This window comes from Inquilinus sp. NPDC058860 (genome assembly GCF_042743185.1).
In the GTDB taxonomy this organism is placed as follows: Bacteria; Pseudomonadota; Alphaproteobacteria; order DSM-16000; family Inquilinaceae; genus Inquilinus.
The window spans coordinates 122685-147793 of record NZ_JBHYMS010000001.1 but is presented as its reverse complement, the minus strand read 5'-3'; the positions used below and the strand labels follow the sequence as shown (position 1 = coordinate 147793).

At 71.1% G+C, this 25109-nt stretch carries 28 protein-coding genes; 22 read left to right on the top strand and 6 right to left on the bottom strand.

The window, feature by feature from the left end:
• Window positions 1–18: 18 nt before the first annotated feature.
• The 3 genes from ACFW16_RS00725 to ACFW16_RS00715 form a co-directional block, all read right to left on the bottom strand.
• Window positions 19–1113: a Gfo/Idh/MocA family protein gene (locus ACFW16_RS00725; RefSeq protein WP_380300836.1), complete on the bottom strand. Its 1095-nt coding sequence runs from the start codon at window positions 1111–1113 to the stop codon at window positions 19–21.
• Between the two features lie 159 nt (window positions 1114–1272).
• The gene (locus tag ACFW16_RS00720) at window positions 1273–2400 is read right to left on the bottom strand and encodes a Kelch repeat-containing protein (protein WP_380300834.1); all 1128 of its coding nucleotides are present in this window, start codon (window positions 2398–2400) and stop codon (window positions 1273–1275) included.
• Window positions 2401–2539: 139 nt separating this feature from the next.
• Window positions 2540–3460 (bottom strand): LysR family transcriptional regulator, encoded by a 921-nt coding sequence (locus ACFW16_RS00715; RefSeq protein ID WP_380300832.1) that lies wholly within the window; start codon window positions 3458–3460, stop codon window positions 2540–2542.
• Window positions 3461–3618: 158 nt separating this feature from the next.
• Between ACFW16_RS00715 and ACFW16_RS00710 the strand changes: the two genes are divergently transcribed.
• From ACFW16_RS00710 to ACFW16_RS00680, 7 genes are read left to right on the top strand one after another with little or no spacing between them, the layout of a single operon-like run.
• A complete protein-coding gene (locus tag ACFW16_RS00710) occupies window positions 3619–4584 on the top strand; it encodes an agmatinase (RefSeq protein ID WP_380300830.1) in 966 nt (321 codons plus the stop codon).
• Between the two features lie 48 nt (window positions 4585–4632).
• Complete coding sequence (locus ACFW16_RS00705) at window positions 4633–5490, top strand: transporter substrate-binding domain-containing protein (protein WP_380300828.1); 858 nt, start codon at window positions 4633–4635, stop codon at window positions 5488–5490.
• Window positions 5491–5522: 32 nt separating this feature from the next.
• Window positions 5523–6182, top strand: coding sequence for an amino acid ABC transporter permease (locus tag ACFW16_RS00700; RefSeq protein WP_380300826.1), 660 nt, complete (start codon window positions 5523–5525; stop codon window positions 6180–6182).
• Window positions 6183–6184: 2 nt separating this feature from the next.
• Window positions 6185–6907, top strand: coding sequence for an amino acid ABC transporter permease (locus ACFW16_RS00695; RefSeq protein ID WP_380300824.1), 723 nt, complete (start codon window positions 6185–6187; stop codon window positions 6905–6907).
• On the top strand, window positions 6904–7719 hold the full coding sequence (locus ACFW16_RS00690; protein WP_380300822.1) for an amino acid ABC transporter ATP-binding protein: 816 nt from the start codon (window positions 6904–6906) through the stop codon (window positions 7717–7719). Before ACFW16_RS00695 ends, ACFW16_RS00690 begins: the two co-directional genes overlap by 4 nt.
• Window positions 7720–7722: 3 nt before the next feature.
• Window positions 7723–8688: an arginase family protein gene (locus ACFW16_RS00685; RefSeq protein ID WP_380300820.1), complete on the top strand. Its 966-nt coding sequence runs from the start codon at window positions 7723–7725 to the stop codon at window positions 8686–8688.
• A 14-nt stretch (window positions 8689–8702) separates the two neighbouring features.
• Window positions 8703–9305: a DUF1989 domain-containing protein gene (locus ACFW16_RS00680; protein ID WP_380300818.1), complete on the top strand. Its 603-nt coding sequence runs from the start codon at window positions 8703–8705 to the stop codon at window positions 9303–9305.
• A gap of 26 nt (window positions 9306–9331) precedes the next feature.
• Here the strand turns inward: ACFW16_RS00680 and ACFW16_RS00675 are convergent, their stop codons facing one another.
• The gene (locus ACFW16_RS00675; protein ID WP_380300816.1) at window positions 9332–10519 is read right to left on the bottom strand and encodes a helix-turn-helix domain-containing protein; all 1188 of its coding nucleotides are present in this window, start codon (window positions 10517–10519) and stop codon (window positions 9332–9334) included.
• A 348-nt stretch (window positions 10520–10867) separates the two neighbouring features.
• Here ACFW16_RS00675 and ACFW16_RS00670 point away from each other — a divergent pair, with 348 nt between their 5' ends.
• The 6 genes from ACFW16_RS00670 (at window position 10868) to ACFW16_RS00645 (ending at window position 16093) form a co-directional block, all read left to right on the top strand.
• Entirely contained in the window at window positions 10868–12328 is a 1461-nt protein-coding gene (locus ACFW16_RS00670) for a PAS domain S-box protein (RefSeq protein WP_380300814.1), read from the top strand.
• A gap of 120 nt (window positions 12329–12448) precedes the next feature.
• Window positions 12449–12829 (top strand): response regulator, encoded by a 381-nt coding sequence (locus tag ACFW16_RS00665; RefSeq protein ID WP_380300812.1) that lies wholly within the window; start codon window positions 12449–12451, stop codon window positions 12827–12829.
• Window positions 12830–12968: 139 nt separating this feature from the next.
• Window positions 12969–13274: a DUF2934 domain-containing protein gene (locus ACFW16_RS00660; RefSeq protein WP_380300810.1), complete on the top strand. Its 306-nt coding sequence runs from the start codon at window positions 12969–12971 to the stop codon at window positions 13272–13274.
• A gap of 18 nt (window positions 13275–13292) precedes the next feature.
• Entirely contained in the window at window positions 13293–14462 is a 1170-nt protein-coding gene (locus tag ACFW16_RS00655; protein ID WP_380300808.1) for a hypothetical protein, read from the top strand.
• A gap of 61 nt (window positions 14463–14523) precedes the next feature.
• The gene (locus ACFW16_RS00650) at window positions 14524–15468 is read left to right on the top strand and encodes an NADP-dependent oxidoreductase (protein WP_380300806.1); all 945 of its coding nucleotides are present in this window, start codon (window positions 14524–14526) and stop codon (window positions 15466–15468) included.
• 202 nt (window positions 15469–15670) lie between these two features.
• Window positions 15671–16093, top strand: coding sequence for a CBS domain-containing protein (locus ACFW16_RS00645; protein WP_380300804.1), 423 nt, complete (start codon window positions 15671–15673; stop codon window positions 16091–16093).
• A gap of 174 nt (window positions 16094–16267) precedes the next feature.
• Here ACFW16_RS00645 and ACFW16_RS00640 read toward each other — a convergent pair whose 3' ends face one another.
• Window positions 16268–16426, bottom strand: a complete 159-nt coding sequence (locus tag ACFW16_RS00640; protein WP_380300802.1) for a hypothetical protein — start codon at window positions 16424–16426, stop codon at window positions 16268–16270.
• Between the two features lie 151 nt (window positions 16427–16577).
• Window positions 16578–16823, bottom strand: a complete 246-nt coding sequence (locus ACFW16_RS00635; RefSeq protein WP_380300801.1) for a hypothetical protein — start codon at window positions 16821–16823, stop codon at window positions 16578–16580.
• 275 nt (window positions 16824–17098) lie between these two features.
• On the opposite strand from ACFW16_RS00635, the gene ACFW16_RS00630 reads away from it, so the two are divergent.
• From ACFW16_RS00630 to ACFW16_RS00590, 9 genes are all read left to right on the top strand, one after another.
• Window positions 17099–17602, top strand: coding sequence for a sigma-70 family RNA polymerase sigma factor (locus ACFW16_RS00630; RefSeq protein ID WP_380300799.1), 504 nt, complete (start codon window positions 17099–17101; stop codon window positions 17600–17602).
• A gap of 117 nt (window positions 17603–17719) precedes the next feature.
• Window positions 17720–18856, top strand: a complete 1137-nt coding sequence (locus tag ACFW16_RS00625; protein WP_380300797.1) for an inositol-3-phosphate synthase — start codon at window positions 17720–17722, stop codon at window positions 18854–18856.
• Complete coding sequence (locus ACFW16_RS00620) at window positions 18853–19449, top strand: histidine phosphatase family protein (RefSeq protein WP_380300795.1); 597 nt, start codon at window positions 18853–18855, stop codon at window positions 19447–19449. The genes ACFW16_RS00625 and ACFW16_RS00620 overlap by 4 nt, the downstream gene beginning before the upstream one ends.
• 9 nt (window positions 19450–19458) lie before the next feature.
• Window positions 19459–20544 (top strand): glycosyltransferase, encoded by a 1086-nt coding sequence (locus tag ACFW16_RS00615; protein ID WP_380300793.1) that lies wholly within the window; start codon window positions 19459–19461, stop codon window positions 20542–20544.
• Between the two features lie 3 nt (window positions 20545–20547).
• Complete coding sequence (locus ACFW16_RS00610) at window positions 20548–21345, top strand: nucleotidyltransferase family protein (protein ID WP_380300791.1); 798 nt, start codon at window positions 20548–20550, stop codon at window positions 21343–21345.
• A 14-nt stretch (window positions 21346–21359) separates the two neighbouring features.
• Window positions 21360–22121, top strand: coding sequence for a TIGR04290 family methyltransferase (locus ACFW16_RS00605; RefSeq protein WP_380300789.1), 762 nt, complete (start codon window positions 21360–21362; stop codon window positions 22119–22121).
• Entirely contained in the window at window positions 22118–23041 is a 924-nt protein-coding gene (locus tag ACFW16_RS00600; protein WP_380300787.1) for a beta-xylosidase, read from the top strand. Before ACFW16_RS00605 ends, ACFW16_RS00600 begins: the two co-directional genes overlap by 4 nt.
• Window positions 23042–23045: 4 nt before the next feature.
• Window positions 23046–23879 (top strand): PIG-L deacetylase family protein, encoded by an 834-nt coding sequence (locus ACFW16_RS00595; protein WP_380300785.1) that lies wholly within the window; start codon window positions 23046–23048, stop codon window positions 23877–23879.
• Entirely contained in the window at window positions 23870–24928 is a 1059-nt protein-coding gene (locus tag ACFW16_RS00590) for a glycosyltransferase (RefSeq protein WP_380300783.1), read from the top strand. Before ACFW16_RS00595 ends, ACFW16_RS00590 begins: the two co-directional genes overlap by 10 nt.
• The last annotated feature ends 181 nt before the right edge of the window (window positions 24929–25109 follow it).

The window sequence follows — 25109 nt, the reverse complement described above, 5'->3', positions numbered from 1 at the left end:
CCTCCGTGTTTGTTGTTGTCAGGCGCCGAATTCCGCCAGGCGGACGGCGCGTTTTTCGGTGAGCGAGCGGTAGGCGGCCTCGACCAGCGCCATGGTGCGGACGTTGTCGGCGCCGCTCAGCAGCGGCGGCTCGCCCGTCTTCACCGCGTATTGCAGCTGCTCCATCACGCCCTTGAAGGCGTGCGGGAACCACATCGTGTCCCAGCGCGGCTGCACCCAGGTGCCGCCGGTCTCCGGCGCGCAATAGGCCAGGGTACTGGGGCTGCCCTTCGGATAGTCCGGCCAGCCGATCGTGCCCTGGGCCAGACCTTCGGTGCCCTCGACCCGCCATTTGATATAGATGTCGCTGTCGAAGCCCTCGGCGCGCGGGCCGGACCAGACATCCTCCAGGCTCACCGCCATCAGCCCGCCCGGGAAGGACAGGGTGGAGCAGCAGATGCCGTCGCGATGCGGGAAGCGGGTGCGCGGGTCGGTCCGCGCCGCCGTGTAGATCTCGACCGGGTCGCCGAACAGGAAGCGCAGCACGTCGAGGTGGTGGATGCTCATGTTGAGCAGGGTCAGCCGGCCATAGGCCTCGAGGAAGGGCTGCCAGTGCGGGATCGCCCGCATCTCGATCGTCGCCAGCACCGGCGTGCCGAGCGCGTTGCGGTCGAGCAGCTGCTTCAGCACCCGCATCGACTGGTCGAAGCGCATGTTCTGATTGACCGACAGGATCTTGCCGGCAGCCGCGGCCTCCGCGGCCAGGCGCTGCGCCTCGGCATGGTCCATGGCCAGCGGCTTCTGCGCCAGGATCGCCCGGATATGCGGCTGCCCTAGCGCGTGCCGGATCAGGGCCGGCTGCTGGTCGGGCGGGAAGGCGATGTCCAGGATCTCGACCTCGCGGTCCTCGATCAGCGCCGCCGGCGTGTCGTGGACCCGGGGAATGTCCCAGCGCGCCGCCACCGCCCGCGCCTTGTCCGGGGTGCGGCTGGCGATGGCGACGACCGGGAAGCCGGCCTCGCGATACGCCGCCAGATGCACATCCGCCATGATGAACCCGGCCCCGATCGCGCCGATACGATGATCACGGCAACGGATCTCGGGATCGGGCATGAAACCCGACGGCACGGACATGGCGGCCTCCCTGACGGCTTTTGAGGTACGTTACCGATTCGCTTTTTCGGCTTCAATGCGAATCTTCATGGAGGTCACAGGTGCTTTTGCGGAGGTGCGTGAGGTACGTTACCGGTCGCGCCGGCCGAGAAACGTCGGGCGGCCGCCGCGGCCTGGCTCTCAATCCAGCGCGAAGGCCTCGTGGACGGCCGATTGCAGCGAGCCGCCGAGGACGACGCCTCCGCCCGCCACATGGATCCGGTCGCCCAGGACGGTCGCGCCGACGGCATGGCGCGGGGTCGGCATCGGCGCGTGCCGCTGCCAGGACTCCGTCTTCGGGTCGTAGCTCTCCATCTGCCCGAACACCTTGGCCTGCCGCGGCACGCCCTCCTGCAGGATGCCGGCCTCGCCCCCCATCGCGAACAGGCGGTCCCGATAGACGACGAGCCCGTGCCCGGACCGGGCCGTCGGCATCGGCGAGCGCTCCTCCCAGGTGTCGCGGTCGGGCAGGTACGCGTGATAGAGGTCGGTGTTGTACTCGAAGGTGTTGAAGCGTCCGCCGACGACATGGATCACCCCGTCATGGGCGACGCAGCCGACATGGTCGCGCGCGCCCGGCAGGGCCTTCCTCGTCTCCCACCGGTCGGTCTTCGGGTCGTAGACCTCGTGCCAGCCGACGCTCGCCCGCTCCTGGACCGGCGCGCCGCCGCCGCCGATCAGGTGGATCCTGCCGTCCAGCACCACGGCCGCGGCGGCGCCGCGGGCGCGGGGCAGGGGGGCGATGGCGCTCCACCGGTCCGTCGCGACGTCATAGGCATAGGCGTTGGTGTCGGGGTCGCGGTTCTGCTGGATGAAGCCGCCGAGCGCATAGACCCGGCCGGCATCGGCGGCGACGGCCACATGGTTGGCGCCGCGCGGCAGCGGCGCCGCGTCGAACCATCGATCCCGATCGGGATCGTAGACATGGTGATAGGCGCGGTCGACGCGGCCTTCGCCATAGCCGCCGACGATGTGCATCCGGCTCGCCCAGGCCGTCGCCCAGGCCATCTCGCTGCGCGGCAGCGGCAGCGGCGCCCGAGGGAACCAGCGGCCCTGCGGCCCTTCCGGCGCGGGGCTGTCGAACACGCGCTGGGCTTCCTGCTCGGGCTCGAGGTGGTGCACGAAGTCCCCGCCCCTCAGGCGGGAATAGGGGGCGGGCGAGGGCTGCGCTTCCTTGAGCGGCGGCAGGTGGTCGGCGTGCTGGGCCAGCGCCTCGGCTCCGAACGCCGCCGTCGCAAATCCCGTCGCGAGAAAGGTCCGGCGATCCATCTGAGGCCTCTCGGAGTGATCGTGGAGGCTCGATGATACGGGGTGGGGGCCAGGCTCGACCAGGACGAGCGGGCGCCACGAATTCGATCCGGTCCCGGCCGGGCCCGCAGTGCTTCCCGCCTCCAGGTGGCGAGGCGGGCTAGGCTCTGTCCCCGGCTTCCGTCAGGAGGCGCACGAGCAGCCGGCCGCTCGGTGACAGCGGCCGGTCGACGGCCCAGATCAGCGAGAACTGGGTCGTGTAGCGGAACGCCTCGGCGCCGCCGACCTCCCGCAGCCGATACATAGGCGCCAGCATTTCGGCATAGTGCGTCGGCAGGAAGCCGACGAAACCGCCGCCGGCGACCATCGTGGCCACGGCCTCCAGGCCGAAGGCGACGGCCGGGCGCTTCAGGTCCAGATGCTGTGCGAGGGTCTGGGTGCGGCGGTCGTTGGTCCGGGTGACCAGGGCGAAGCCGCGGTCCTTCAGCTCCGCGAGCCCGGGCGACGGCCGCACATCCGCCGCGATGTAGAGGCGGAACTCCTCGATGAAGAGCGAGTGGTAGTCGAGCTTGATGTTGCCCGCCGGCTGGCCGCTGACGGCGAGATGCAGGCGCCGTTCCGAGATGCCCTCGACCAGCTCGTCCGGCAGGCCGATCGACAGGTTCAGCGTCACGTCGGGCGCGATCTCGCGGAAGCGGGCGAGGGTGCCGACCAGCCGGCAGCGCGGGTTGGACAGGCAGTTGTCGGCGATGCCGATGCGGATCTCCCCGGTCAGGATGTTGCGGGCGAGGTTGAGCTCGTGCCGCACCATCTCCAGCGCGTCGCAGGCGGCGATGGCGGCCTGGAGCGCCCGTGCGCCGAAGGCGGTGAGCTCGAACCCCGCCGGGCCGCGGAAGCACAGCCGCGCGCCGAGCCTCGTCTCCAGCGCCTGCAGATGGCGGCTGATGGTCGACCGCTCCATGCCGAGCGGCCGCTCGGCGGCGGTGAGGCCGCCGGCCTCGGCCACCGCGCGGAAGATGCGAAGGAGCCGGAGGTCCGCCTCGCTGATCGGCGGCACGGGCGCGTGCGTCAGGTGGTCCATGTTGCATCCCCTACAAGCACGGTTTCGTCGACCGTCATCCTCGGCGCGCCCGGTCGCAGCCTAAGCTTCGGCATCCCAGTAACGATTGGGCGGATGCTCGATCGCCGAGCAGTTGCCGAAACAATCGGCATCATCCGTCGCCAGTATTCGGAGGACCCATGGCGCTGCCGCTGACCGTCCCGCCTTCGCTGAAGCATCAGAGCTTCCTCTGGTCTCCGATCTGCACCGATCTCGACCGGCTCGACGCGCATGTCGCGATCCTCGGCATCCCGTTCGGCAGCGCCTACGACGCCGCGGCCATCACCAACGACCAGACCAAGGCGCCGGACGCGGTGCGGGCGGCGACGGACCGGGTCTGCCGCAGCCTGGAGCGCTACGACTACGACGTCGGCGGCCCGATCTACGGCGGTCGGGCGCTGAAGGTGGTCGACGTCGGCAACGTGCCGGCCGACATGACCGATCTCCGCAGCCACTATCGCCGCGCCGAGGAGGCGGTACGCAAGATCCTTGCCGCCGGCGCCATGCCGATCACGATCGGCGGCGATCACGGCATCCCGATCCCGATCCTGCGCGCCTTCGAAGGCCGCGGCCCGATCACCCTGGTCCAGGTCGACGCCCACATCGACTGGCGCGACGACGTGAACGGCGTCCGCGACGGCCTGTCGAGCCCGATGCGGCGGGCGTCGGAGATGCCGCAGATCGGCGAGATCTTCCAGATCGGCATGCGCGCGCAGGGCAGCGCCCGGCCGGAGGAGGTGGCGGCCGCGACGGCCTACGGCGCCAACATCATCCCCGCCTATGAGGTGCATGACGGCGGCATGGAGGCGGTGCTCGACCGCATCCCGGACGGCGGCCAGTACTACATCACCATCGACGCCGACGGGCTGGACCCCAGCGTCATGCCGGCGGTCGAGGGGCCGGCGCCCGGCGGCCTGACCTTCCACCAGGTGCGCAAGCTGATCCACGGCCTGGTGCGCAAGGGCCGCGTGCTGGGCATGGACATCGTCGAGATCACGCCGTCGGCGGATGTGAACATGATCACCGCCATCACCGCCGGGCGGCTGATCGTGAACCTGATCGGCGCCGCGGTCCGGGCCAACCACTTCGACGCGCCGCCGGCCTGAGGCGATCTCCCGCAACAATCAATCAACCCGCAACAGAGAGGCACTGCCATGTCACGGATCCATCGCGGAGCGTTCGGTCTCCTCGCAGGCGGTGCCTGCCTGGTCCTGGCGGCCATCCAGCCGGCGCTGGCCGAGACCACGCTGGAAAAGATCAGGCGGACCGGCGAGCTGACCGTCGGCACCGAGGCGGCCTTCCCGCCCTTCGAATTCGTGCAGGACGGCAAGATCGTCGGCTACGGCTCGGACATCCTGGCCGAGGTCGAGAAGGCGCTCGGCGTCAAGACCATGCACCAGCTGGACCTGCCCTGGCAGGGCATCCTGCCGGGCGTGCTGGCCGGCAAGTTCGACTTCGTCGCCACCACCGTCGGCATCAACGAGGAGCGCGCCAGGCGCTACGCCTATACGGTGCCGATCGCCGACGGCATGCCCTACGCGATGAAGCGCAAGGGCGACGCGATCGCCAAGGTCGAGGACCTGAACGGCAAGGTGGTGGCGACCCAGATGGCCTCGTCGACCGAGCCGGTGGCCCGCGCCCTCGACGCCAAGCTCAAGGCCGCCGGCGGCTCCGGCTTCCAGGACCTGAAGCTGTTCACCGCCTTCCCCGAGAGCTACGTGGCGCTGGCCAATGGCGAGGTCGACGCGGTGATCCAGTCGCTGCCGAGCCTCGCCGTGCTGGTGAAGGACCGGCCGGAGGTGTTCGAGCTGGCGATGCCGACGCCGGTGGACGGCGGCTACACCTATCTCGCCTGGGTGACGCGGCCGGGCGACAAGGACCTGCGCGACGCCATCTCCCAGGTCATCCGCACGATGCGCGACGACGGCCGCCTCGGCGCGCTGCAGAAGAAATGGTTCGGCTTCGAGATGACGATCCCGGACAGCGGCTACCTGCCGCCCGGCGCGATGTGAGGGGGTGGCTGCCGCGAGGGAAAGGACCGGCGATGGGCTTCAACCTTGACTTCCTGCTGTCGGTCCTGCCACGGCTGACCGCGGCGGCGACGGTGAACATCCGCTTGGCGGCCGCGGTCATGCTGCTGGCGCTGCTGCTCGGCACGGGGCTGACGATCCTGCGCTCGCTCAAGATCGTGCCGGTCAATGCCGCCGTCGCCGTGGTCATCAGCTTCGTGCGCGGCACGCCGCTCCTGATCCAGATCTTCATCGCCTATTACGTGCTGCCGGCGGTCGGCCTCGACCTGTCGCCCGAGGTCGCCGGCGTGGCCGCCATCGCCTTCAACAGCATGGTGTTCGTCAGCGAGAGCATGCGCGGCGGCCTGGCCGCGATCGACAGCGGGCCGATCGAGGCGGCCACCGCGCTCGGCCTGCCGCCGCGGATCATCTGGCTCAAGGTGGTGCTGCCGCAGCTGTTCCGCCGCATCGTCCCGGTGCTGATCAACGAGGCGACGGTCGTGGTCAAGGGCACGGCGCTGCTGTCGGTCATCACCGTGGTCGACGTCCTGCGCACGGCGCAGCAGATCGCCAGCGCCAGCTACCGGCCGTTCGAGACGCTGATCGGCGCGGCGCTGGTCTTCCTGGTCCTCAACCTCGCGATCAGCCTGGCCGGCAAGGCCGCCGAGGCCCGCTTCGCCCAGGCGAGGGCCTGACCATGCCCTTCGATCCCGCCATCCTGCTCGACTATTGGCCGATCCTGCTGGACGGCGCCTGGCTGACGATCCAGGTCTCGGTTGCCGCCTTCGTGATCGGCTACGCCGCCGGCATCGTCGTGGCGCTGGTGGCGCTGGCGCCGGGCCGCCCCGTCCGGTTCCTCGCCGGCGCCTATGTCGAGACGCTGCGCAACATCCCGTTCATCATCATCCTGTTCGTCGTCTATTACGGCCTGCCGTTCTCCGGCATCCGGCTGCCGGCGACGCTGGTCGGCACGGCGGCGCTGGCGCTGTTCGCCAGCGCCTATTACGCCGAGATCGTGCGGGCCGCGATCCTGGCGCTGCCGCGCGGCCAGTTCGAGAGCGCGCGGGCGATCGGCATGTCGCCGGCGGAGGCGATGCGCCATGTGGTGGCGCCGCAGATCCTGCGCTCGCTGGTGCCGCCCTCCACCAACATGACGCTGACGATGATGAAGGAATCGGCGGTGCTGTCCTCGATCACCGTGCCGGAGCTGACCTATCAGAGCCTGGTGGTGCAGGGGAACACCTTCGCCCCCTTCGAGGTGTTCGCCGCGGTGGCCGCGATCTACTGGCTGATCGCGATCGTCATCGTGGCGCTGTCGCGCGGGCTGGAACGCCGCGCCGGCGCCGCCCAGGCCGCGAGCGTGACCGGCAACCCGATCGCGGCGCGCTACCTGTCGCTGGAAGCGCGGAGGGCGTCGTGAGCCGGGCGCCTATCCTTCGCGTCTCCGCCCTCAGCAAGCGCTTCCTCGGCACGGCCGCGCTGGACCAGCTGTATCTCGACGTCGAGGAGGGCGAGATCGTCGCCCTGATCGGGCCGAGCGGCTGCGGCAAGAGCACGCTGCTGCGCTGCCTGACCTGGCTGGAGCAGCCGGATGACGGCTTCATCGAGGTGGCGGGCCGGCCGTTCGGGCGCGAGATCGGCCGCGGCGGCCTGGTCCGCCGCCAGGGCCGGCGCGAGATCGACGCGCTGCGGCCGAAGATCGGCCTGGTGTTCCAGCAGCTCAACCTGTGGCCGCACATGACCGCGCTGGAGAATGTGGTGCGGCCGCAGATGGTGGTGCTGGGCCGGCCGCGGGCGGAGGCGACGCGGCGGGCCGAGGAGCTGCTGGGCCGGCTCGGTCTCGCCGACCGGGCCGGCCGCCATCCGCAGGCCCTGTCCGGCGGCCAGCGGCAGCGCGTCGCCATCGCCCGGGCCCTGGCGATGGAGCCGGCGCTGATGCTGTTCGACGAGCCGACCTCGGCGCTCGACCCCGAGCTGGTCGGCGAGGTGCTGGCCGTCCTCCGCGGCCTCGCCGCCGGCGGCATGACCATGCTGGTCGTCACCCACGAGATCAGCTTCGCCGCCCATGTCGCCGACCGCATCGCCTTCATGGACCGGGGCCGCATCGTCGAGGAAGGGCCCGCGCGCGACATCATCGCCGCGCCGCGGGAGCCGCGCCTGCGCAGCTTCCTAGACCTGGTGCTGTCGCGCCACGGCCCGGCCCTCGATCCCGCCATTCTCAAGACGGAGTAGGACATGTCCCGCGTCAACCGGCCCTATGTCGGCATCCCATCCTTCCTGCGCGCCCGGATCTGCGAGGATCTGTCGACGCTCGAGGCCGCCATCGCGGTGCTGGGCGTGCCGTTCGACGAAGGCTCGCCCTTCCTGCCCGGCAGCCGCTTCGCGCCGCGGGCGCTGCGCGAGCATTCGCTGCGCTTCTACGGCAGCGGCCGCGGCTACTACGACCCGGAGACGCGGCGCGAATACCTGGTCGAGGAGATGGCGCAAGGGCTGATCGCCGATGCCGGCGACGTCGACATCCACCCGGCCAATGCCGAGCGGACCTTCGCCAACATCACGACGGCGGTCCGGGCCATCCTCGACCGCGGCGCCATGCCCGTCGTGCTCGGCGGCGATCATTCGATCACCTATCCGGTGTTCCGCGCCTTTGACGATAAACTGCACGTCATCCATTTCGACGCGCACACCGACTACGCGCCGTTCGAGAACGACCTGAGCCGCACCAACAGCCATGCCTTCCGCCACATCGCCGGCATGCCGAACGCGCTGAGCCTGACCCAGGTCGGCATCCGCAGCCTGCGCCATTCGCCCGACCAGGTGGAGCCGATCATCGCCTCGGGCAACCGCGTCATCCCGATGGGCGAGTTCCGGCGCCTCGGCCCGGCCGGCATCGCCGGGCTGCTGCCGGCCGGGTCGCGCGTCTATGTCAGCATCGACGTCGACGCGATGGACATGTCGCTGGTGCCGGGCTGCGTCTCGGCCGAGCCGAACGGCATGAGCTACCCCGAGCTGCGCGACAGCCTGAAGGCGATCGCCGAGCGGCACGAGGTCGCAGCCTTCGACTTCGTCGAGGTCAACCCGCCGCTCGATGTCGGCACCGGCGTCACCGCCTATCTCGGCGCGCTCACCGTCATCGAGTTCCTCGGCCAGATCTGCGCCCAGCCGCGCTGGGCCGCGCGCCGCCGCGCCAAGGCCGCCTGAAGCAGGAGAGCACCATGCCCACCGAACGCGACATCATCCCCGCCACCCGCGGCAAGGCCGTGCGCCTGTCGGCCGGCGAGGCGGTCAGGGTCGTCAACACCCATGGCTCGCAGGTGGTCGACACCTGGGCCTTCTGCGCCGATGACCTGGCGCATCACATGTCGATGGAGCACACGCGGGTGGAGAACGGCCGGCTGATGCCGGCGGCCGGGCAGACCCTGTTCACCAACCGGCGCGAACCGATCCTGGTGCTGGAGGAGGACACGTCGCCCGGCATCCACGACACGCTGATGGCGGCCTGCGACCGCTGGCGCTATGAGCATCTCGGCTGCACCGAGTATCACCGCAACTGCGCCGACAACATGGTCGAGGCGATGGCGGCGATCGGCCTGTCCGCCGACCGGGTGCCGCAGCCGCTGAACCTGTTCATGAACATCCCGGTCAATCCCGATCTCAGCCTGACCCAGGGCGAGCCGGTGACGAAGCCGGGCGACCATGTGCTGCTGCGGGCGGCGCGCGACTGCGTCGTCGTGTTCTCGGCCTGCCCTCAGGACATCACCCCGATCAACGGCGCCGGCCGCAAGCCGACCGAGGCGCATGTCGAGGTGCTGCGCTAGGGTGATGCCCGGCGAGGTCAGGCGGGTCAGTGGATCAACTGCTCGATCACCGCCGTCACGGTCCCCGCCTCGACCGGCTTCTGGATGACGGGGGCGCCGAAGCTGTCCAGCTCCGGGTCGGTGTAGCCGGTCATGAAGGAGAAGGGGATGCTGCGGCGCTGCAGCGTCCGCGCCAGGGGGAAGACCCGCTGGCCGTGGTCGAGCCGGACGTCGAGGACGGCGGCATCGAGATCGCCGGCCTCGGCGAGGCGCAGGCCGTCTTCGAGAGAAGGAGCCGGCCCCAGGATCTCGAAGCCGAGCGATCGAAGGATGCCCTGCACGTGCAGGGCCAGGACCTGGTCGTCCTCGACCACCAGGATCCGCTTGGCCGCGCGCTCCGAGGCCGAAGGGGCTTTCGGGCGCGGCGGCCGGCGGACGCCGTTGGGCGGAAGCGGCCTGGACGCGTGGTCGGGCCGACTGGCCCAGGCCAAGGGCCGCGACCATTGCGCCACCGCCTCCAGCCCGGGGCCGTCGAGGATCTGCAGCCATTCGGCCTTCAGGCGGATCAGCCCGGCCCGCTGCAGTTTCATCACCATCCGGTTGGTGTGGACCGGCGAGATCCCCAGGGCGTCGGCGATGTCCATCTGGGTCAGCGGCAGCCGCAGGCCGCGGTCGCTGACGAGATCCCGGGCCGCGGCCCGCTCGAACAGCCCCAGCAGGAGGGCGGCGAGACGCTCGTCGGCATTGAGGCACCCGAGCGACAGCAGGGTCTCATGCGCCTGCGCGTTCTCCATCGCCAGGATGACGCAGAACTGGCGCAGGGCGGGGGCCGAGGCGGCATCGATCAGCTCCGCGACCGGGACCGTCGCCACCCGCGCGTCGGTGAGGGCGACGGCGGGGGCCGGTATCGATCCGGAGAATTGTGAGGTCACGCCGACCAGGTCGCCCGGCATGAGGACGCGAAGGATATGCCGACGGCCATCGGTCAGCGTGCGGAACTGGGCCATCCAGCCGGATCTGAGGAGGTGCAGGCTGTCGCGATCGCCCCAGTCGGTCCGGTTCCCCTTTCCCAGATGATGCTGGCCCGCGGCGATCAGCCGCGACCTGGCCGCGGGGGTGAGCAGATCCAGCGGCGGGCGTGCCAGTGCAGGCTCGTCCCGCCGGTCCGGCCGGAGGCCGTCCACGGGCGACAGGGTTCCGGACGATGCGGGGGGAGCGGCCACCTGGAACGGCATGGATCCAGTCCTGACGTTTGAGATGTCGACGCATCTCAGTCAACGCGCGGTCGATCCGCAGGTTCCGTAGGCACGGCCTCGGTCCGTCAAAACCAAGTTCGAGAATATGCATGACAACAAGTTCTCGAATATACATTCAGTTATGTAAAATATAAAATGTTAATTTCGGCGGTGTTGGATTGCCATGGACCGGGAGGTGGACCAATGCCCTTCGGCCGCCGCCGCTTCGTTCCTATGTTGTGGCCCATGCCGCGCTGGGCTAGATTTCCGGGGCATGGCCGGCCGGTTCTGGCGGCTCTCTCCTCCCATCGGCTTCGGCGTGGGCAGACCTGCTCCAGAGGGCTACGGATGAACGGCAAGACCGGGGTTGCATCGCCCGCGACACCATGGCCGGCATCACCGATCTCCCCGGCGGGGGAGCGGGCGGCGCAGGAGATGCTGCAGGCGCTTCCGGCCGCGATCTACACCACCGACGCCGCCGGGCGCATCACCTTCTACAACGAGGCCGCGGCCGTGCTGTGGGGCTGCCGGCCGGAGCTGGGGAAGAGCGAGTTCTGCGGCTCCTGGAAGCTGTACTGGCCGGACGGCACGCCGCTGCCGCATGACGAGTGCCCGATGGCCCTGGCGCTGAAGCAGGGGCGGCCGATCCGGGGCATGGAGGCGGTGGCCGAGCGGCCCGACGGCACGCGGGTCCCGTTCATCCCCTATCCGACGCCGCTGTTCGACGCCTCGGGCCGGCTGATCGGCGCCGTGAACATGCTGGTCGACATCACGGAGCGGCATCGTGCCGAGCAGCAGGCCTTGGCCGAGGCCGAGGAGCGCGCCCGCGGCGAACAGGCGGCGCAGCGGTTGGCGGCGATCGTGGAATCCTCCACGGATGCGATCGTTTCCAAGGACCTCGACGGCGTCATCACCAGTTGGAACCAGGGGGCCCGGCGCCTCTTCGGCTACACCGCCGAGGAAGCCGTCGGCCGGCCGATCACCATCGTGATCCCTGAGGACCGGCTGGACGAGGAACCGGAGATCCTGGCCCGGATCCGCCGGGGCGAGCGGGTCGAGGATTTCGAGACCGTCCGCCGTCGCAAGGACGGCAGCCCGGTCGAGATCTCGCTGACGATCTCGCCGATCCGGAACCGCAAGGGCGAGATCGTCGGCGCCTCCAAGATCGCCCGCGACATCACCGAGCGGAGGCAGGCCCAAGAACGCCAGGCCCTGCTGCTGCGGGAGATGAGCCACCGGGTCAAGAACCTGTTCGCCCTGGCCGGCGCCGTCATCACCCTGAGCACCCGCACCGCGAAATCGCCGGAGGAGCTGGCGGAGCAGGTGCGGAACCGGCTCGGCACCCTGGCTCGCGCGCATGAGCTGACCCTGCCTGACCTGCGGCGCGAGCAGGCGGCGACGCCGACCACGCTCGCGGCCCTGCTGCGCACCATCGTGTCGCCCTTCGAGGACCGGAATGACGGGCGCGTCGCCATCGCCGGGCCGGAGGTGGCCGTCGGCGGCCATGCCGTGACCAGCCTGGCGCTGCTGCTGCACGAGCTGGCGACCAACGCCGCCAAATACGGCGCCCTCTCCGTGGCATCGGGCCGGCTCGCCGTCGTCTGGACGGTCGAGGGCGAGGCGCTGTCGCTGAGCTGGGCCGAACAGGGCGGGCCGCCCGTCGATGGAACCGTCAACAGCGACGGCTTCGGCACCCGGCTGGTCGACAGCACCGTCGAGGGCCATCTGCGGGGGCGGATCTCGCGCCGCTGGGGCGCCGAGGGCCTGGCCATCATGATGACCGTGCCGCTGGACCGCCTGACCGGGTAAACCTCGCGGGTGAGACTTTCGTCGTATGCCCGGAACCCGGGTGCGATGACGCACGTTGGACGCACAACTGAGGACGCACGACTGGTGTCATGCCAGTCGGCGCCGGTCGAGAGCGACAGCATGGCCGCGATCCTGATCGTGGAAGACGAGCCCTTCGTGCGGATGATGGCGGAGGATGCGGCGCAGGGCCTCGGGCTGGAGCCGCCGTCCGCGACCGACGGCGAGGCGGCGATCGCCATGGCCAGGGATGCGCAGGCGCTGCAGATCCTGTTCACCGATATCCATATGCCGCCCGGTCCGGACGGCTGGACCGTCGCCCGCGCGGTGCGTGAGATCCATCCCGGCATCCGGGTGATCTACACCAGCGGCCAGGCCAAGCCGGAGGACTGCGCCCGGCTCGGCGTCCCGCAGTCCCGGCTGCTGTCCAAGCCCTACACCCGGGCGGAGCTGGCCGCCGCGATCGCCGAAACGGCCGGCAACCGGGACGCCGGCCCGCCCTGAGCGATCGTTTGAAAATGCGCTGGCGAGAGTCGGCTGGCGATGGTTTCGAGAACGCCGATCCGGGACCGGAACCTCCCCTCCGCCGCGCCCGTTCGCCTGATGAGGGCCTTCAGTCGAAGACCTGTCCAGGAGACCGGCGATGGATGATCTGGAACGGCGCATCCGCGAGCACGCCCACCGCATCTGGCTCGAGGAGGGCTGCCCCTCCGGACGGGAGGAGGCGCATTGGGAGATGGCGCGCGAGCTGGTCGCGATCGAGGACGGCCAGCGCGACGCGACCCGCCCCAACCCGGTCGCCACGGAGGGCGAGGAGGTCATCCACCCCGAGCCGGTCGAGCCGGCCGAGGCGGTGGAGGGCCTGGGCGACCTGCCGGGGCGCACCGACCAGTCCGAAGGCCGCGACTACCCGAAGCGGAAGGGCCGCCGCCCCGCCGGCCGAAGCTAACCCGACAGGATCGCCGTCATGCCGCAGACCGCCGATATCGCCATTGCCACCGGGGATCGGGACTGGCTCCTGGCCGCCCACGATCCCGCCGTCACCCTCTATGTCGCCACCGAACCGGTGCGGCGCGCCGTCGGCGGCGGCGGGGCGAAGCTTCAGCATCTGCGGCAGGCGCTGGAGCAGCGGCTGCAGGGCTGCGACCTGACGCCGGAGCGCCGGCGGGACCTGCTGGCCGCGGGCGAGCAGGCCCTGTCCGGCGCCGATTTCGCTGCCCTCGACCCCGGCTTCGCGCTGTTCCTGGCGGAGGATCGGGTCGAGACCCTGCCGCTGGGCGAGGCGCCGCCGCAGGACATCAGCGCGGTCGGCCATCGTTTCCTGCTGCGTCCGATCCTGGACCGGCTGGGCCCGGGCGAGCGCTTTCACATCCTGGCGATGAGCGCCGGCGGCACGCGGCTGCTCGAGGCCACGCGCGACCATTGGCGCGACATCACCCCGCAGGACCTGCCGCACTCGCTGAGCGAGGTGGTTGCCGGGACCGAGGTCGAGATCACGCGCCAGGCCAACCAGCCCGGGCGGGGCAGCGCCGCCGGCGCCACCTCGGCGGCGCGGCACAGCTACGAGAGTCCGGCCGAGCTGCACAAGACGCAGCTGATCGACTACATCCGGCACGTCGTCAACGCCGTCCGCCGCCGGCTGGCCGGCGACCCCGCCCCGGTGGTGCTGGTGGCCGAGCCGGAGCTGGCCGGCCAGGTCCGCAGCGCCGGCGACTGGCCGGAGCTGCTGCCGGACTTCGTCAGCCGCCACCCCGCGCGGCTGCGCGACGAGGAGCTGCATGCGGCGGCCCTGTTGCTGCTGCCGTCCGAGGACGAGAGGGCGGCGCCGGTGCTCGATCGCATCCAGGCCCGGCTCGGCACGGCCGAGGCCACCGTCGCCATCAAGCTGGAGGAGATCCTGACCGCCGCGCGCGACGGCCGGGTCGATTCCCTGCTGATCGCCGCGGACGAGACGATCTGGGGCCGCTTCGACGATGACGGGGGCGGGGTGACCGCCCGCGGCACGCGGACCGGCGGCGAGGAGGACCTGCTGAATCTCGCGGCGGTGATGACGCTCGCGGCCGGCGGCACCGCCCTCAGCCTGCCGCGTGCCCGGTTGCCGCGCTCGGTGCCGGCCGCGGCCGCGCTGCGCTACTGAGGAGGGCGGTCGATCGACCGCCGCGGCAGACCGCGGCCGGGCCATAACCTGGAGACGAGCCATGACCACGATGCGATGCGTCCGGATCCACGGCTTCGGCGGCCCCGAGGTGCTGTCGGTCGAGGAGGCGGCCGCCCCCCATCCGGCCGGGGGCGAAGTGCTGGTGCGGGTGCGTGCCGCGGGCGTGAACCCGGTCGACGCCAAGATCCGCTCCGGCGGCTATCCGCGGGTGCAGGCGGATCAGCTGCCGCTGGTCCTGGGCCGGGACGTGGCCGGCGAGGTGGTTGAGAGCGGCGGCGGCGCCGGGCTGCCGGCCGTCGGGACCCCGATTCACGCCATGCTGGGCTGGGATCGCGGCGGCTACGCCGATTATGCCGTGGTCAAGGCGGTCGAGCTGGCGCCGCAGCCGGACGGGCTCGACGACGCCGAGGCGGCCGCCGTGCCGCTGGCCGGGCTGACCGCCTGGCAGGGGCTGTTCGACCATGGCGGGCTGCAGGTCGGCCAACGGGTGCTGATCCATGGCGGCGCGGGCGGCGTCGGCCATTTCGCCGTCCAGTTCGCCAAGGCCGCCGGCGCCTTCGTCGCCACCACGGTGTCCGGCGACGACCTGGCCTTCGCCCATGAGCTCGGGGCCGACCAGGCCATCGACTACGAGGCCGACCGCTTCGAGGAGCGGGTCGAGCCGGTCGATGTCGTGTTCGACCTGGTGGGCGGGGAGACCCGGGCGCGGTCCTGGGGCGTGCTCAAGCCCGGCGGGATCCTGGTGTCGACGGTGGGGCCTCCCGACGAAGAGGCGGCCCGGGCCCACGGCGCGCGCGGCGCCGGCTACATGGTGCAGCCGAACGGGCTGCAGCTGGCGGAGATCGACCGGCTGATCGCCGACGGCCGGGTCCGGCCCGTCGTCGGCGCCGTGCTGCCGCTGCCCGAGGCGACCATCGCCCATGAGCGGCTGGAGCGGCACAGCCTCCGCGGCAAGCTGGTGCTCGAGGTCGCCGCGGCGGACTGACCGGCCTGCCGCCAGGCGTCGAGGATTCCGTCGATCCAGGCGACCTCGATCTGCTCCGCCAGCGTCGGCACCAGCCCGGGCAGGCGCACGCCGGAACCGATCCGGATCGGGTCCATTGACGCGTGGAGACGGTCCGCCCGCCCGAGAGCGCGGGCCGGGAGCAATCCCCCCGCCGTCTTGCCGTTCGGAGAAGGAGGATCGCATGAGAGTCAGCGAAGCGATGACCCGCGACGTGCATGTCGCAAATCCCCGCGAAACGATCCGCGAGGCTGCGCAGGCAATGGCGCGCCTCGATGTCGGCGCCTTGCCGGTCGGGGACAATGACCGCCTGGTCGGGATGATCACCGATCGCGACATCGCGACCCGCGGCGTGGCGAAAGGGCTGGGGCCCGATGCCAGGATCGCCGACATCATGACCGCCGAGGTCAAGTACTGCTTCGACGACCAGGATCTCGGCGAGGTCAGCCACAACATGGGAGACGTCCAGCTTCGCCGCCTGCCGGTGGTGGACCGCGACAAGCGTCTGGTCGGCATCCTGTCGCTGGGCGACGTCGCGATGAAGGGCGACGGCTCGGCCGGGGAAGCGCTGGGCGGGATCTCCCGTCCGCATGCCGGGCGGGGCTGAGCCCGGGGGCGCCGGCCGCACCCGCGGCGTGGGAGCGCATGTCGACAGTAATGGCTCATGACGACGACCCGGCAGGACATCGGGCATTTCGTGCCGCGGGAGGCGCCGGACGAGGTGGTCGCGGCCGCGCGGCACCTGCTCTCGCGTTGATGGGAGCCTGTCCGGCAATCCGGATCAGCCGACGCGCTCGAACGCATCCAGGCTGGTGCCGAAGGTGCGCCGGGTTGCGACCTTCCTGATCTCGGCCGGCGCGCTTTCCCCGGCCGCCGTCAGGGGCTGGTCGGCGACGGTGTGCCAGAGGGTTTCGAGCCTGCCGTCCCTGAGAAGCCCCATGTAGCCGACCGTTGCTGATCCGGCCGCCCCGTTGCCCGTAGCCGTGAAGCCGATGACGCCTGCACGGCAGTCTCACGCCCGGTTTCGGCCGGTGCGAGCCCGGCTGGCTCGAGGAAGTCGGAGCCGCAGGCCTGCCGATCACGGGACGCCTCTACCAGGGTCCGGTCTCGAGCACCTGGCCGGACAGCCGGCCGGCGCTGCGGATGGCGTCGAGCCGGGCCTCCGCATCCTCCTGGTCATAGGCCCAGATCGTCGCGGACCAGACCCGGTCCCGACCCGACGGCGTCGCCAGATGCGGGTATTCGACGATGAAGCGGAACATCGGCCGCCCCCACTGGTCGCAGGAGACGTGCCCGGCCTCCGGGGCCTGGAGATCGGGAAAGCGGACGACTGTCATGACGCGGCAATCCATCGGGGCGTGTGGGACATAGTTTCGGAATGGCGCGGCGCCGACGATGGTTCCGTGGCGTGGCTGACTTGAGGGGGATATTTACTTTAGAGGTGTTTGAGAAAACATTTGTTAGTCGATGGTTTCGATTATCATTTGATAATAAATTTGATAGAGGAACTATGTTTTCGAGGTGAAGTTAGTTCTTATGTTCCTCGTAATTATTGTCGCCTCGAATCGTTTCGTTCAGTGCGGGCGGCATCCAGTCTCGAAGGGGAAGGCCCATGCCGGACCAAGATCGTGCCGCGGATCGCGCCGAATTCACCGCCGTCGTCGCCCCGGTGCTGTGCGAGCTCCGGCGCTATGCGCGATCCCTCACCCGCAACCGCGCCGATGCGGAGGACCTGCTGCAGGACACGCTGCTGCGCGCCTACAACAAGTTCCACCTGTGGCAGCCGGGCACCAACATCGCCGGCTGGCTCTGCGTCGTGATGAAGCGGGTGTTCCTGTCGCAGTTCGAGCGCCGCAACCGGCTGGTCGCCGTGCCGGCCGAGGATTTCGACGGGCCGCAGCCGCCGAGCCAGGACGATGTCCTCGACCTCGCCCGGCTGGGCAGCGCCATCCACCGGCTGCAGCGCCATCACCGCGAGCTGGTGGAAGCGGTCGCGATCAACGGCGATTCCTACGAGGAGGCGGCGCACGCCTTCCACATCCCGATCGGCACCGTCCGCTCCCGCCTCGGCCGCGCCCGCGAGCATCTCCGGCACGAGACCGGCATCGCCTGGTAGGGCGAATTTCCCGGCCGGCACGGCATCGGCCGGAACCGGTCTTCCGATCATGCCGTTGGCCCAGCAGGAACATACGTTCGGCGGGCCGCACCGGCCCGACCTCTCCCGATCCGACCCATGCCGCAACGCAGGGGAGTCGAAAGCGTGAGCTCGAAACCCATTCGCCTGGGCATCGTGGGCGTCGGCAACTGCGCCTCGTCGCTCGTCCAGGGCCTGACCTATTATCGCGACACGCCGGGCGGCAACGAACCGCCGCCCGGGCTGATGAACATCGAGCTCGGCGGCTATCACATCGGCGACATCGAGGTCGCCTCGGCCTTCGATGTCGCCGCCGGCAAGGTCGGGCGGGACGTGTCGGAGGCGATCACCGCCCCGCCGAACAACACCCAGCGCTTCGCCGACGTCGAGCCGACCGGGGTGCGGGTGGAGCGCGGCAACACGCTGGACGGCCTCGGCAAGTACCTGCGCGACCGGATCGAGGAATCGGACGCGCCGGTGTCGGACGTCACCGGCGTCCTGAGGCGGAGCGGGACCGACGTCCTCGTCTCCTATCTCCCGGTCGGGTCGCAGCACGCCGCCGAATGGTACGCCGAGCGGGCGCTGGAGGCCGGCTGCGCCTTCGTCAACTGCATGCCCGTCTTCATCGCCTCCCGCCCCGAATGGCGGCAGCGCTTCGAGAAGCGCGGCCTGCCGATCATCGGCGACGACATCAAGAGCCAGGTCGGCGCCACCATCGTCCACCGCATGCTGACCAACCTGTTCCGCGAGCGCGGCGTGCGGCTGGACCGCACCTATCAGCTGAACTTCGGCGGCAACACCGATTTCGAGAACATGCTCGAGCGCGAGCGGCTGGAATCGAAGAAGATCTCCAAGACCCAGTCGGTGATGAGCCAGCTCGACATCCCGCTGGCCGCCGAGAACGTGCATGTCGGCCCCAGCGACTACGTGCCGTGGCTCAGCGACCGGAAATGGGCCTATATCCGGCTCGAGGGCACCACCTTCGGCGGCGTGCCGCTGAACGCCGAGGTCAAGCTCGAGGTCTGGGATTCGCCGAACTCCGCCGGCATCGTGATCGACGCGGTGCGCTGCGCCCGGCTCGGCCTCGACCGCGGCATCGGCGGCGCGCTGGCCGGCCCGTCCAGCTACTTCATGAAGTCGCCGCCGCAGCAGTTCACCGATGCGGTGGCGCGGGAGCGGACGCTGCGCTTCATCGCCGGCGACCCGCAGCAGGGGCCAGGGCTGGGGGGCGCATGACCACCACCTTCCTGCTGCTGCGCCACGCCGCGCACGACGATGTCGGCGGCTTCCTGGCCGGACGCATGCCCGGCGTGGTGCTGGGCGAGGCCGGCCGGGCCCAGGCCGAACGCCTGGCCCGGCGCCTGCGGCTGGAACGCATCGACGCCGTCCTCGCCAGCCCGCGCGAGCGGGCGCAGCAGACCGCCCAGGCGCTGGCCGTGGCCTGCGGCCGGACGGTGGCGACGGCGCCGGAGCTGGACGAGATCGACTTCGGCCGCTGGGCCGGCCGTGATTTCGAGGCGCTGCAGCAGGACCCGCTGTGGCAGCGCTGGAACGCCGTGCGCAGCCTGGTGCGCACCCCCGGCGGCGAGACCATGCTGGACGTGCAGCGGCGCGTCCTCGGGCTGATGGAGCAGCTGGGCGAGGAGCATCGCGGCCGCTGCGTCGCCCTGGTCAGCCATGCCGATGTGATCAAGGCGGCGGTGCTGCACCATCTCGGCCTGGCGATCGACGGCTGGCCGCGCTTCGACATCGCGCCCGCCTCGATCACCCGGCTCGTCGTCGGCGACTGGGGCGCCCGGCTGCTCGGCCTCAACGAGACGGTCGACTGAGGGGCCGCGATGAAGCTCGTCGTGTTCGGCCTCACCGTCAGCTCCTCCTGGGGCAACGGCCATGCCACGCTGTGGCGCGGCCTGATCCGGGCGCTGTCGCGCCGCGGCTGGCAGGTGGTGTTCTTCGAGCGCGACCTGCCCTACTACGCCGGCGCACGCGACCTGTATGCGCTGGAGCAGGGCGAACTGGTGCTGTATCCGGATTGGCCGCAGGCCCTGGCCGCGCGCCATCTCGCCGACGCCGACGCCGCCATGGTCACCTCCTTCTGTCCGGACGGGGTTGAAGCGACCCGGCTGGTGCTGGACGCGCCCCGGCCGCTGCACGTCTTCTACGATCTCGACACGCCCGTGACGCTGGAGCGGCTGGAGCAGGGGCAGCCGCTGAGCTATGTCGGCCCGCGCGGCCTCGCCGATTTCGACATCGTCCTCAGCTATGCCGGCGGCGGCGCGCTCGACGCGCTGCGCGACCGCCTCGGCGCCCGCATCGCCGTGCCGCTCTATGGCCATGTCGACCCGGACGTGCATCGCCCGGCGGCGCCGCGGCCCGAATTCGCCGGCGACCTGTCCTATATCGGCACCTATGCGGCCGACCGGCAGGCGGCGCTGGAGGCGCTGCTGGTCGAGCCGGCACGGCGGCGGCCGGATCTGCGCCTCGTCATCGCCGGGGCGCAGTACCCGGACAGCTTCCCGTGGAGCGGCAACATCTTCTTCCTGCGCCACCTGGCGCCGGGCGACCACCCGGCCTTCTACGCCTCGTCGCGGCTGACCCTGAACGTCACCCGCCGCGCGATGGCCGATATGGGCTGGTGCCCGTCGGGACGTCTGTTCGAGGCTGCGGCCTGCGGCGCGCCGGTGCTGAGCGACGCCTGGCCGGGGCTGGAAGAGTTCTTCGGGCCCGGCCGCGAGATCCTGCTGGCCCGCGGCACCGACGATGCGCTGACGGCGCTGGATCTGCCCGGGCCCGAGCTGCGCCGGATCGGCGCCGCCGCCCGCGAGCGCGTGCTGGACGAGCACACCTCGGCCCGCCGCGCCGCCGATCTCGAGGCGCTGCTCGCCTCGGCGCGGCCGGCGCCGCCCATTGCCATGGAGGCCTGACCGATGTGGGGCATCGTGCCCGCCGCGGGACGCGGCAGCCGGATCCAGCCCTTGGCCTTTTCCAAGGAGCTGCTGCCGGTCGGCAGCCGGATCGACGGCGGCGAGGAGCGTCCCTGCGCCGTCAGCGAATACCTGCTGGAGCGCATGATCGAGGCCGGGGCCGACAAGATCTGCTTCGTCATCGCCCCCGGCAAATCCGACATCCTGGAATATTACGGCAGCGACTACGGCGGCGCTGCCGCCACCTATGTGGTGCAGCCGCAGCCCTCGGGCCTGTGCGACGCGATCTTCCGCGCGTTGCCGCTGATCCAACCCGATGAGCCCATTCTCGTCGGCCTGCCCGACACGGTCTGGTTCCCGAAGGACGGCTTCGCCGACCTGCCGGAGGAAGGCCTGTCCTTCCTGCTGTTCCCGGTCGACCACCCCGAGTTCTTCGACGCCGTGGTGCTGGACGGGCAGGGGGCGGTGCGCGAGATCCAGGTCAAGCAGGCCGATGCCGGGACCCGCTGGATCTGGGGTGCCTTCAAGATGCCGGGCGCCGTGCTGCGGCAGCTGCACGCGCTGTGGCTGCGGCGCGGCCGGCGCGACGAATACATCGGCACGCTGGTCAACGCCTGGCTGGCCGAAGGCGGCACGGCCGTCGGCGTCCGGTCCGGGCTGTCCTATGTCGATGTCGGCACGCTGAACGGCTACCGGGCGGCGATCGGGCTGCTCGGCGAGGCCGCGGCGTCGGAGGCCCGCGTGACCATCGGCCGGCCGGCGGGCCGATCCTGCGGCAGCCCCATTCGCTATCAGCAGTGACGGAGGCGCGAAGCATGGCACGCCTGTCCGGTGAGGAGATCCGCCGTCGGGCCGAGGCGCTCGGCCCCTGGTTCCACAACATCGACCTCGACGGGGTCGCGACCGCGCCCGACCATTTCCTGGGCGACTATCCGGCGGTGAAGTGGAAGGCCTTCGCCGGCGCCATCCCGCAGGATCTGCACGGCCGCACCGTGCTCGACATCGGCTGCAACGGCGGCTTCTATTCGCTGGAGATGAAGCGCCGCGGCGCCGACCGGGTGCTCGGCGTCGATTTCGACGACAGCTACCTGGCCCAGGCGCGCTTCGCGGCCGACATCGCCGGCCTCGACATCGAGTTCCGCCACCTGTCGGTCTACGACGTGGCGGCGCTGGGCGAGCGCTTCGACATCGTCCTGTTCATGGGCGTGCTCTATCACCTGCGCCACCCGCTGCTGGCGCTGGACCTGGTGCGCGAGCACGTGGTCGGCGACCTGATGGTGTTCCAGTCGATGCAGCGGGGCAGCGCCGAGGTGGTGCCGCTGGAGCCGAACTACCCGTTCTGGAACGAGGCGCTGTTCGACCGGCCGGACTTCCCGAAGCTGCACTTCATCGAGCACCGCTACGCCGACGACCCGACCAACTGGTGGGTGCCGAACCGCGCCTGCGTCGAGGCGATGCTGCGCAGCGCCGGCTTCGAGATCGCCGGGCATCCGGAACCGGAGGTCTATCTCTGCCGCCCCGCCGGCCGGCCGGAGGGGGAGGGCGCCGTCTATCCGAACCGCGGGAGGCACGCATGATCGAAGCGGCGATGATCTGGAACGAGCCGAACAACAAGTCGCATTGGGACCGCGAGCTCGATCCGGACTGGGCGCTGTTCGCCGACATGGCGATCGACGCGGCCGACGCCATCGCCGCCGAGAACCCGGACATCCCGAAGGTGCTGGGCGGCATCTCGCCGATCGACCCGGTGTTCATCGAGGGCATGAAGCGGCGCGGCGTGCTCGACCATCTCGACGCGGTCGCGGTGCACGGCTTCCCGCTGGACTGGAACCTGTGGCAGATCCGGGAATGGCCGGAGAAGCTGGAGGAGATCCGCGCCGTCACCGACCTGCCGGTCTGGGTCAGCGAGGTCGGCGTCTCCAGCTTCGGGGCGGAGGAGGTGCAGGCCTGGGGTCTCGACCGCACCGCCGAGCTTCTCGTCGGCCGCACGCCGCGCATCCACTGGTACAGCCTGTACGACCTGCCCGGCACCTGGGAGGCGACGACCCGGCACAGGGAGGCCGAGGGCTCGTCCTACTACCGGCATTTCTACATGGGCCTGCTGCGCGAGGACGGCACGCCCAAGCCGGCGCTGGAGCGCTTCGCCCGGCATGCGCCGGCGCTGGGCCTGTGCCAGTGGTTCCACTACCAGGACCATCGCCTGGACGACGCCGTGGCCTGGATGAAGCGGCTCGGCGTGACATACCTCCGCACCGGCCTGTCCTGGGCCGACAGCTTCCGGCCGGACGCCCTGGCCTGGTTCGACCGGCAGATGGAGGCGCTGGCCGATTTCGACGTCACCGTCACCTTCTGCTTCACGCCGGAGCATCGCGGCCTGATGCCCCACCACACCAGCCCGCCGGTCGACAGGCAGGAGTTCGCCGCCTTCTGCGCCGACATGATCCGCCGCTACGGCACCCGGGCAGAGCCGCGGGCGCCCCGGCTGGCGCTCGGCTGAGACGATGGGCGCCGCGGCGTCGACGCTGCTGTCCTCCCTGGCGGGCGCTCCGATCGCCCCGGCCGAGGCGGCGGTCGTCGTCGCCCATCCCGACGACGAGACCATCGGCATCGGCGGGCAGCTGCGCCACCTGCCGGGCATCGCCATGCTGCACGTCACCGACGGCGCGCCGCGCGGGCTGGAGGATGCGCGGCTCTACGGCCACGTCACCTGGCAGGACTATGCGGCGGCGCGGCAGCGGGAGCTGGTTGCCGCCATGGAAGCGGCCGGGATCCCGGCCGCGGCGCTGCTGTGCCTCGGCGTGCCGGACCAGCAAGCCTGCCGGCGCCTCGCCGCCGTCACGCGCGCCCTGGCCGCCCAGTTCGCCGCGCGCGGCACCCGGCTGGCGCTGACCCATCCCTATGAGGGCGGCCACCCGGACCACGACGCCACCGGCTTCACCGTCCACGCCGCCCGCCGCCTGCTGCAACGGCAGGGCGCGGCGGCGCCGGCGATCGCCGAGATGGCCTTCTATCATCTCGGCCCCGACGGTCCGGTGCTGCAGCGCTTCCCGGCGGACGAGGCGTCGCCGGAGATCGTCCTCATGCTGGACGAGGCGGATTGGGAGACCAAGCGGCGGATGCTGGCCTGCCACGAGACCCAGCGCCGGACCCTGGCGCCGTTCACCGACCGGGTCGAGCGGTTCCGGCGGGCGCCGGCCTACGATTTCGCGCGGCTGCCGAATGGCGGCCGGGTGCATTACGACGCCTATCCCTGGGGGCTGACCGCGGCGGAATGGCCCGGCCTCGTCGCCGCGGCCGTGGCCGAGCTGGAGCTGGACCCGCCGCCATGGCCCTGACCGTGCTCAACGTCGCCTACCCGCTGGCGCCGGTCGGCCCCGATGCGGTCGGCGGGGCGGAGCAGGTGCTGTCCGCCCTCGACCGCGCGCTGGTCGAGGCCGGGCACCGCTCGCTGGTGGTGGCCTGCGAGGACTCCGCCGTCGCCGGCACGCTGTGCCCGATCCCGGCGGAGCCCGGACCGCTGGACGACGCGGCACGGCAGCGGGCCTGGGCGGCGCAGCGCCAGGCCATCGCCGACTGCCGGCGCCGCTGGCCGGTCGGCCTCGTCCATCTGCACGGCATCGACTTCGACGCCTATCTGCCGGCGGACGGGCCGACCCTGGTCACCCTGCACCTGCCGCTCGGCTGGTACCCGGCCGAGGCGCTGCGGCCCTCGCGTCCCGACCTGTGGCTGCACGGCGTGTCCGAGGCCCAGTGCCGCGACGCCCCCGCCGGCGCCCGGCTGCTGCCGCCGATCCCGAACGGCGTCTCGATCGGCGACGGTGCGCGGCTGCACGCCCGGCGCGGCTTCGCCCTGATGCTCGGCCGGATCTGCCCGGAGAAAGGCGTCCATCTCGCCCTCGATGCGTCGCGGCAGGCGGATGTGCCGCTGATCGTGGCCGGCCGGCTGTTCCCGTACGACGCCCATATCCGCTATTTCGAGCAGGAGGTGGTGCCGCGGCTGGATGCCCGGCAGCGCTTCGTCGGGCCGCTGGGCCTGCGGCGCAAGCGGCGCTTCCTGGCGGCCGCGCGATGCCTGGTGGTGCCGAGCCTGTGCCCGGAGACCAGCTCGCTGGTGGCGATGGAGGCGCTGTCCTGCGGCACGCCGGTCGTCGCCTTCCCGAACGGCGCCCTGCCGGAGATCGTCGATCACGGCCGCACCGGCTTCCTGGTCCGCGACGTGGCCGAGATGGCAGGGGCGATGCACGCCGCCGCCGATCTCGACCCGGCCGAATGCCGGGCCGAGGCCGTCCGGCGCTTCTCGCTGGACCGGATGCTGCAGGGTTACCTGGCCGTCTATCGCCGGCTGGCGGCACAGCCCGGGCCGACGGTGCGGATCTCGGGATGAGCCTCTTCGCCGAGGTGCTGACCGAGGAGCCGGCGCTGGCCGCGCTCGAGTCGGACTGGTGGGACCTCTGGCTCCGCTGCCCGGCGGCGACGCCGTTCCAGTCCCCGGCCTGGCTGCTGCCCTGGTGGCGCTGCTTCGCGCCCGGCCGGCTGCGGACGATCGCGGTCCGGCGGGACAGGCG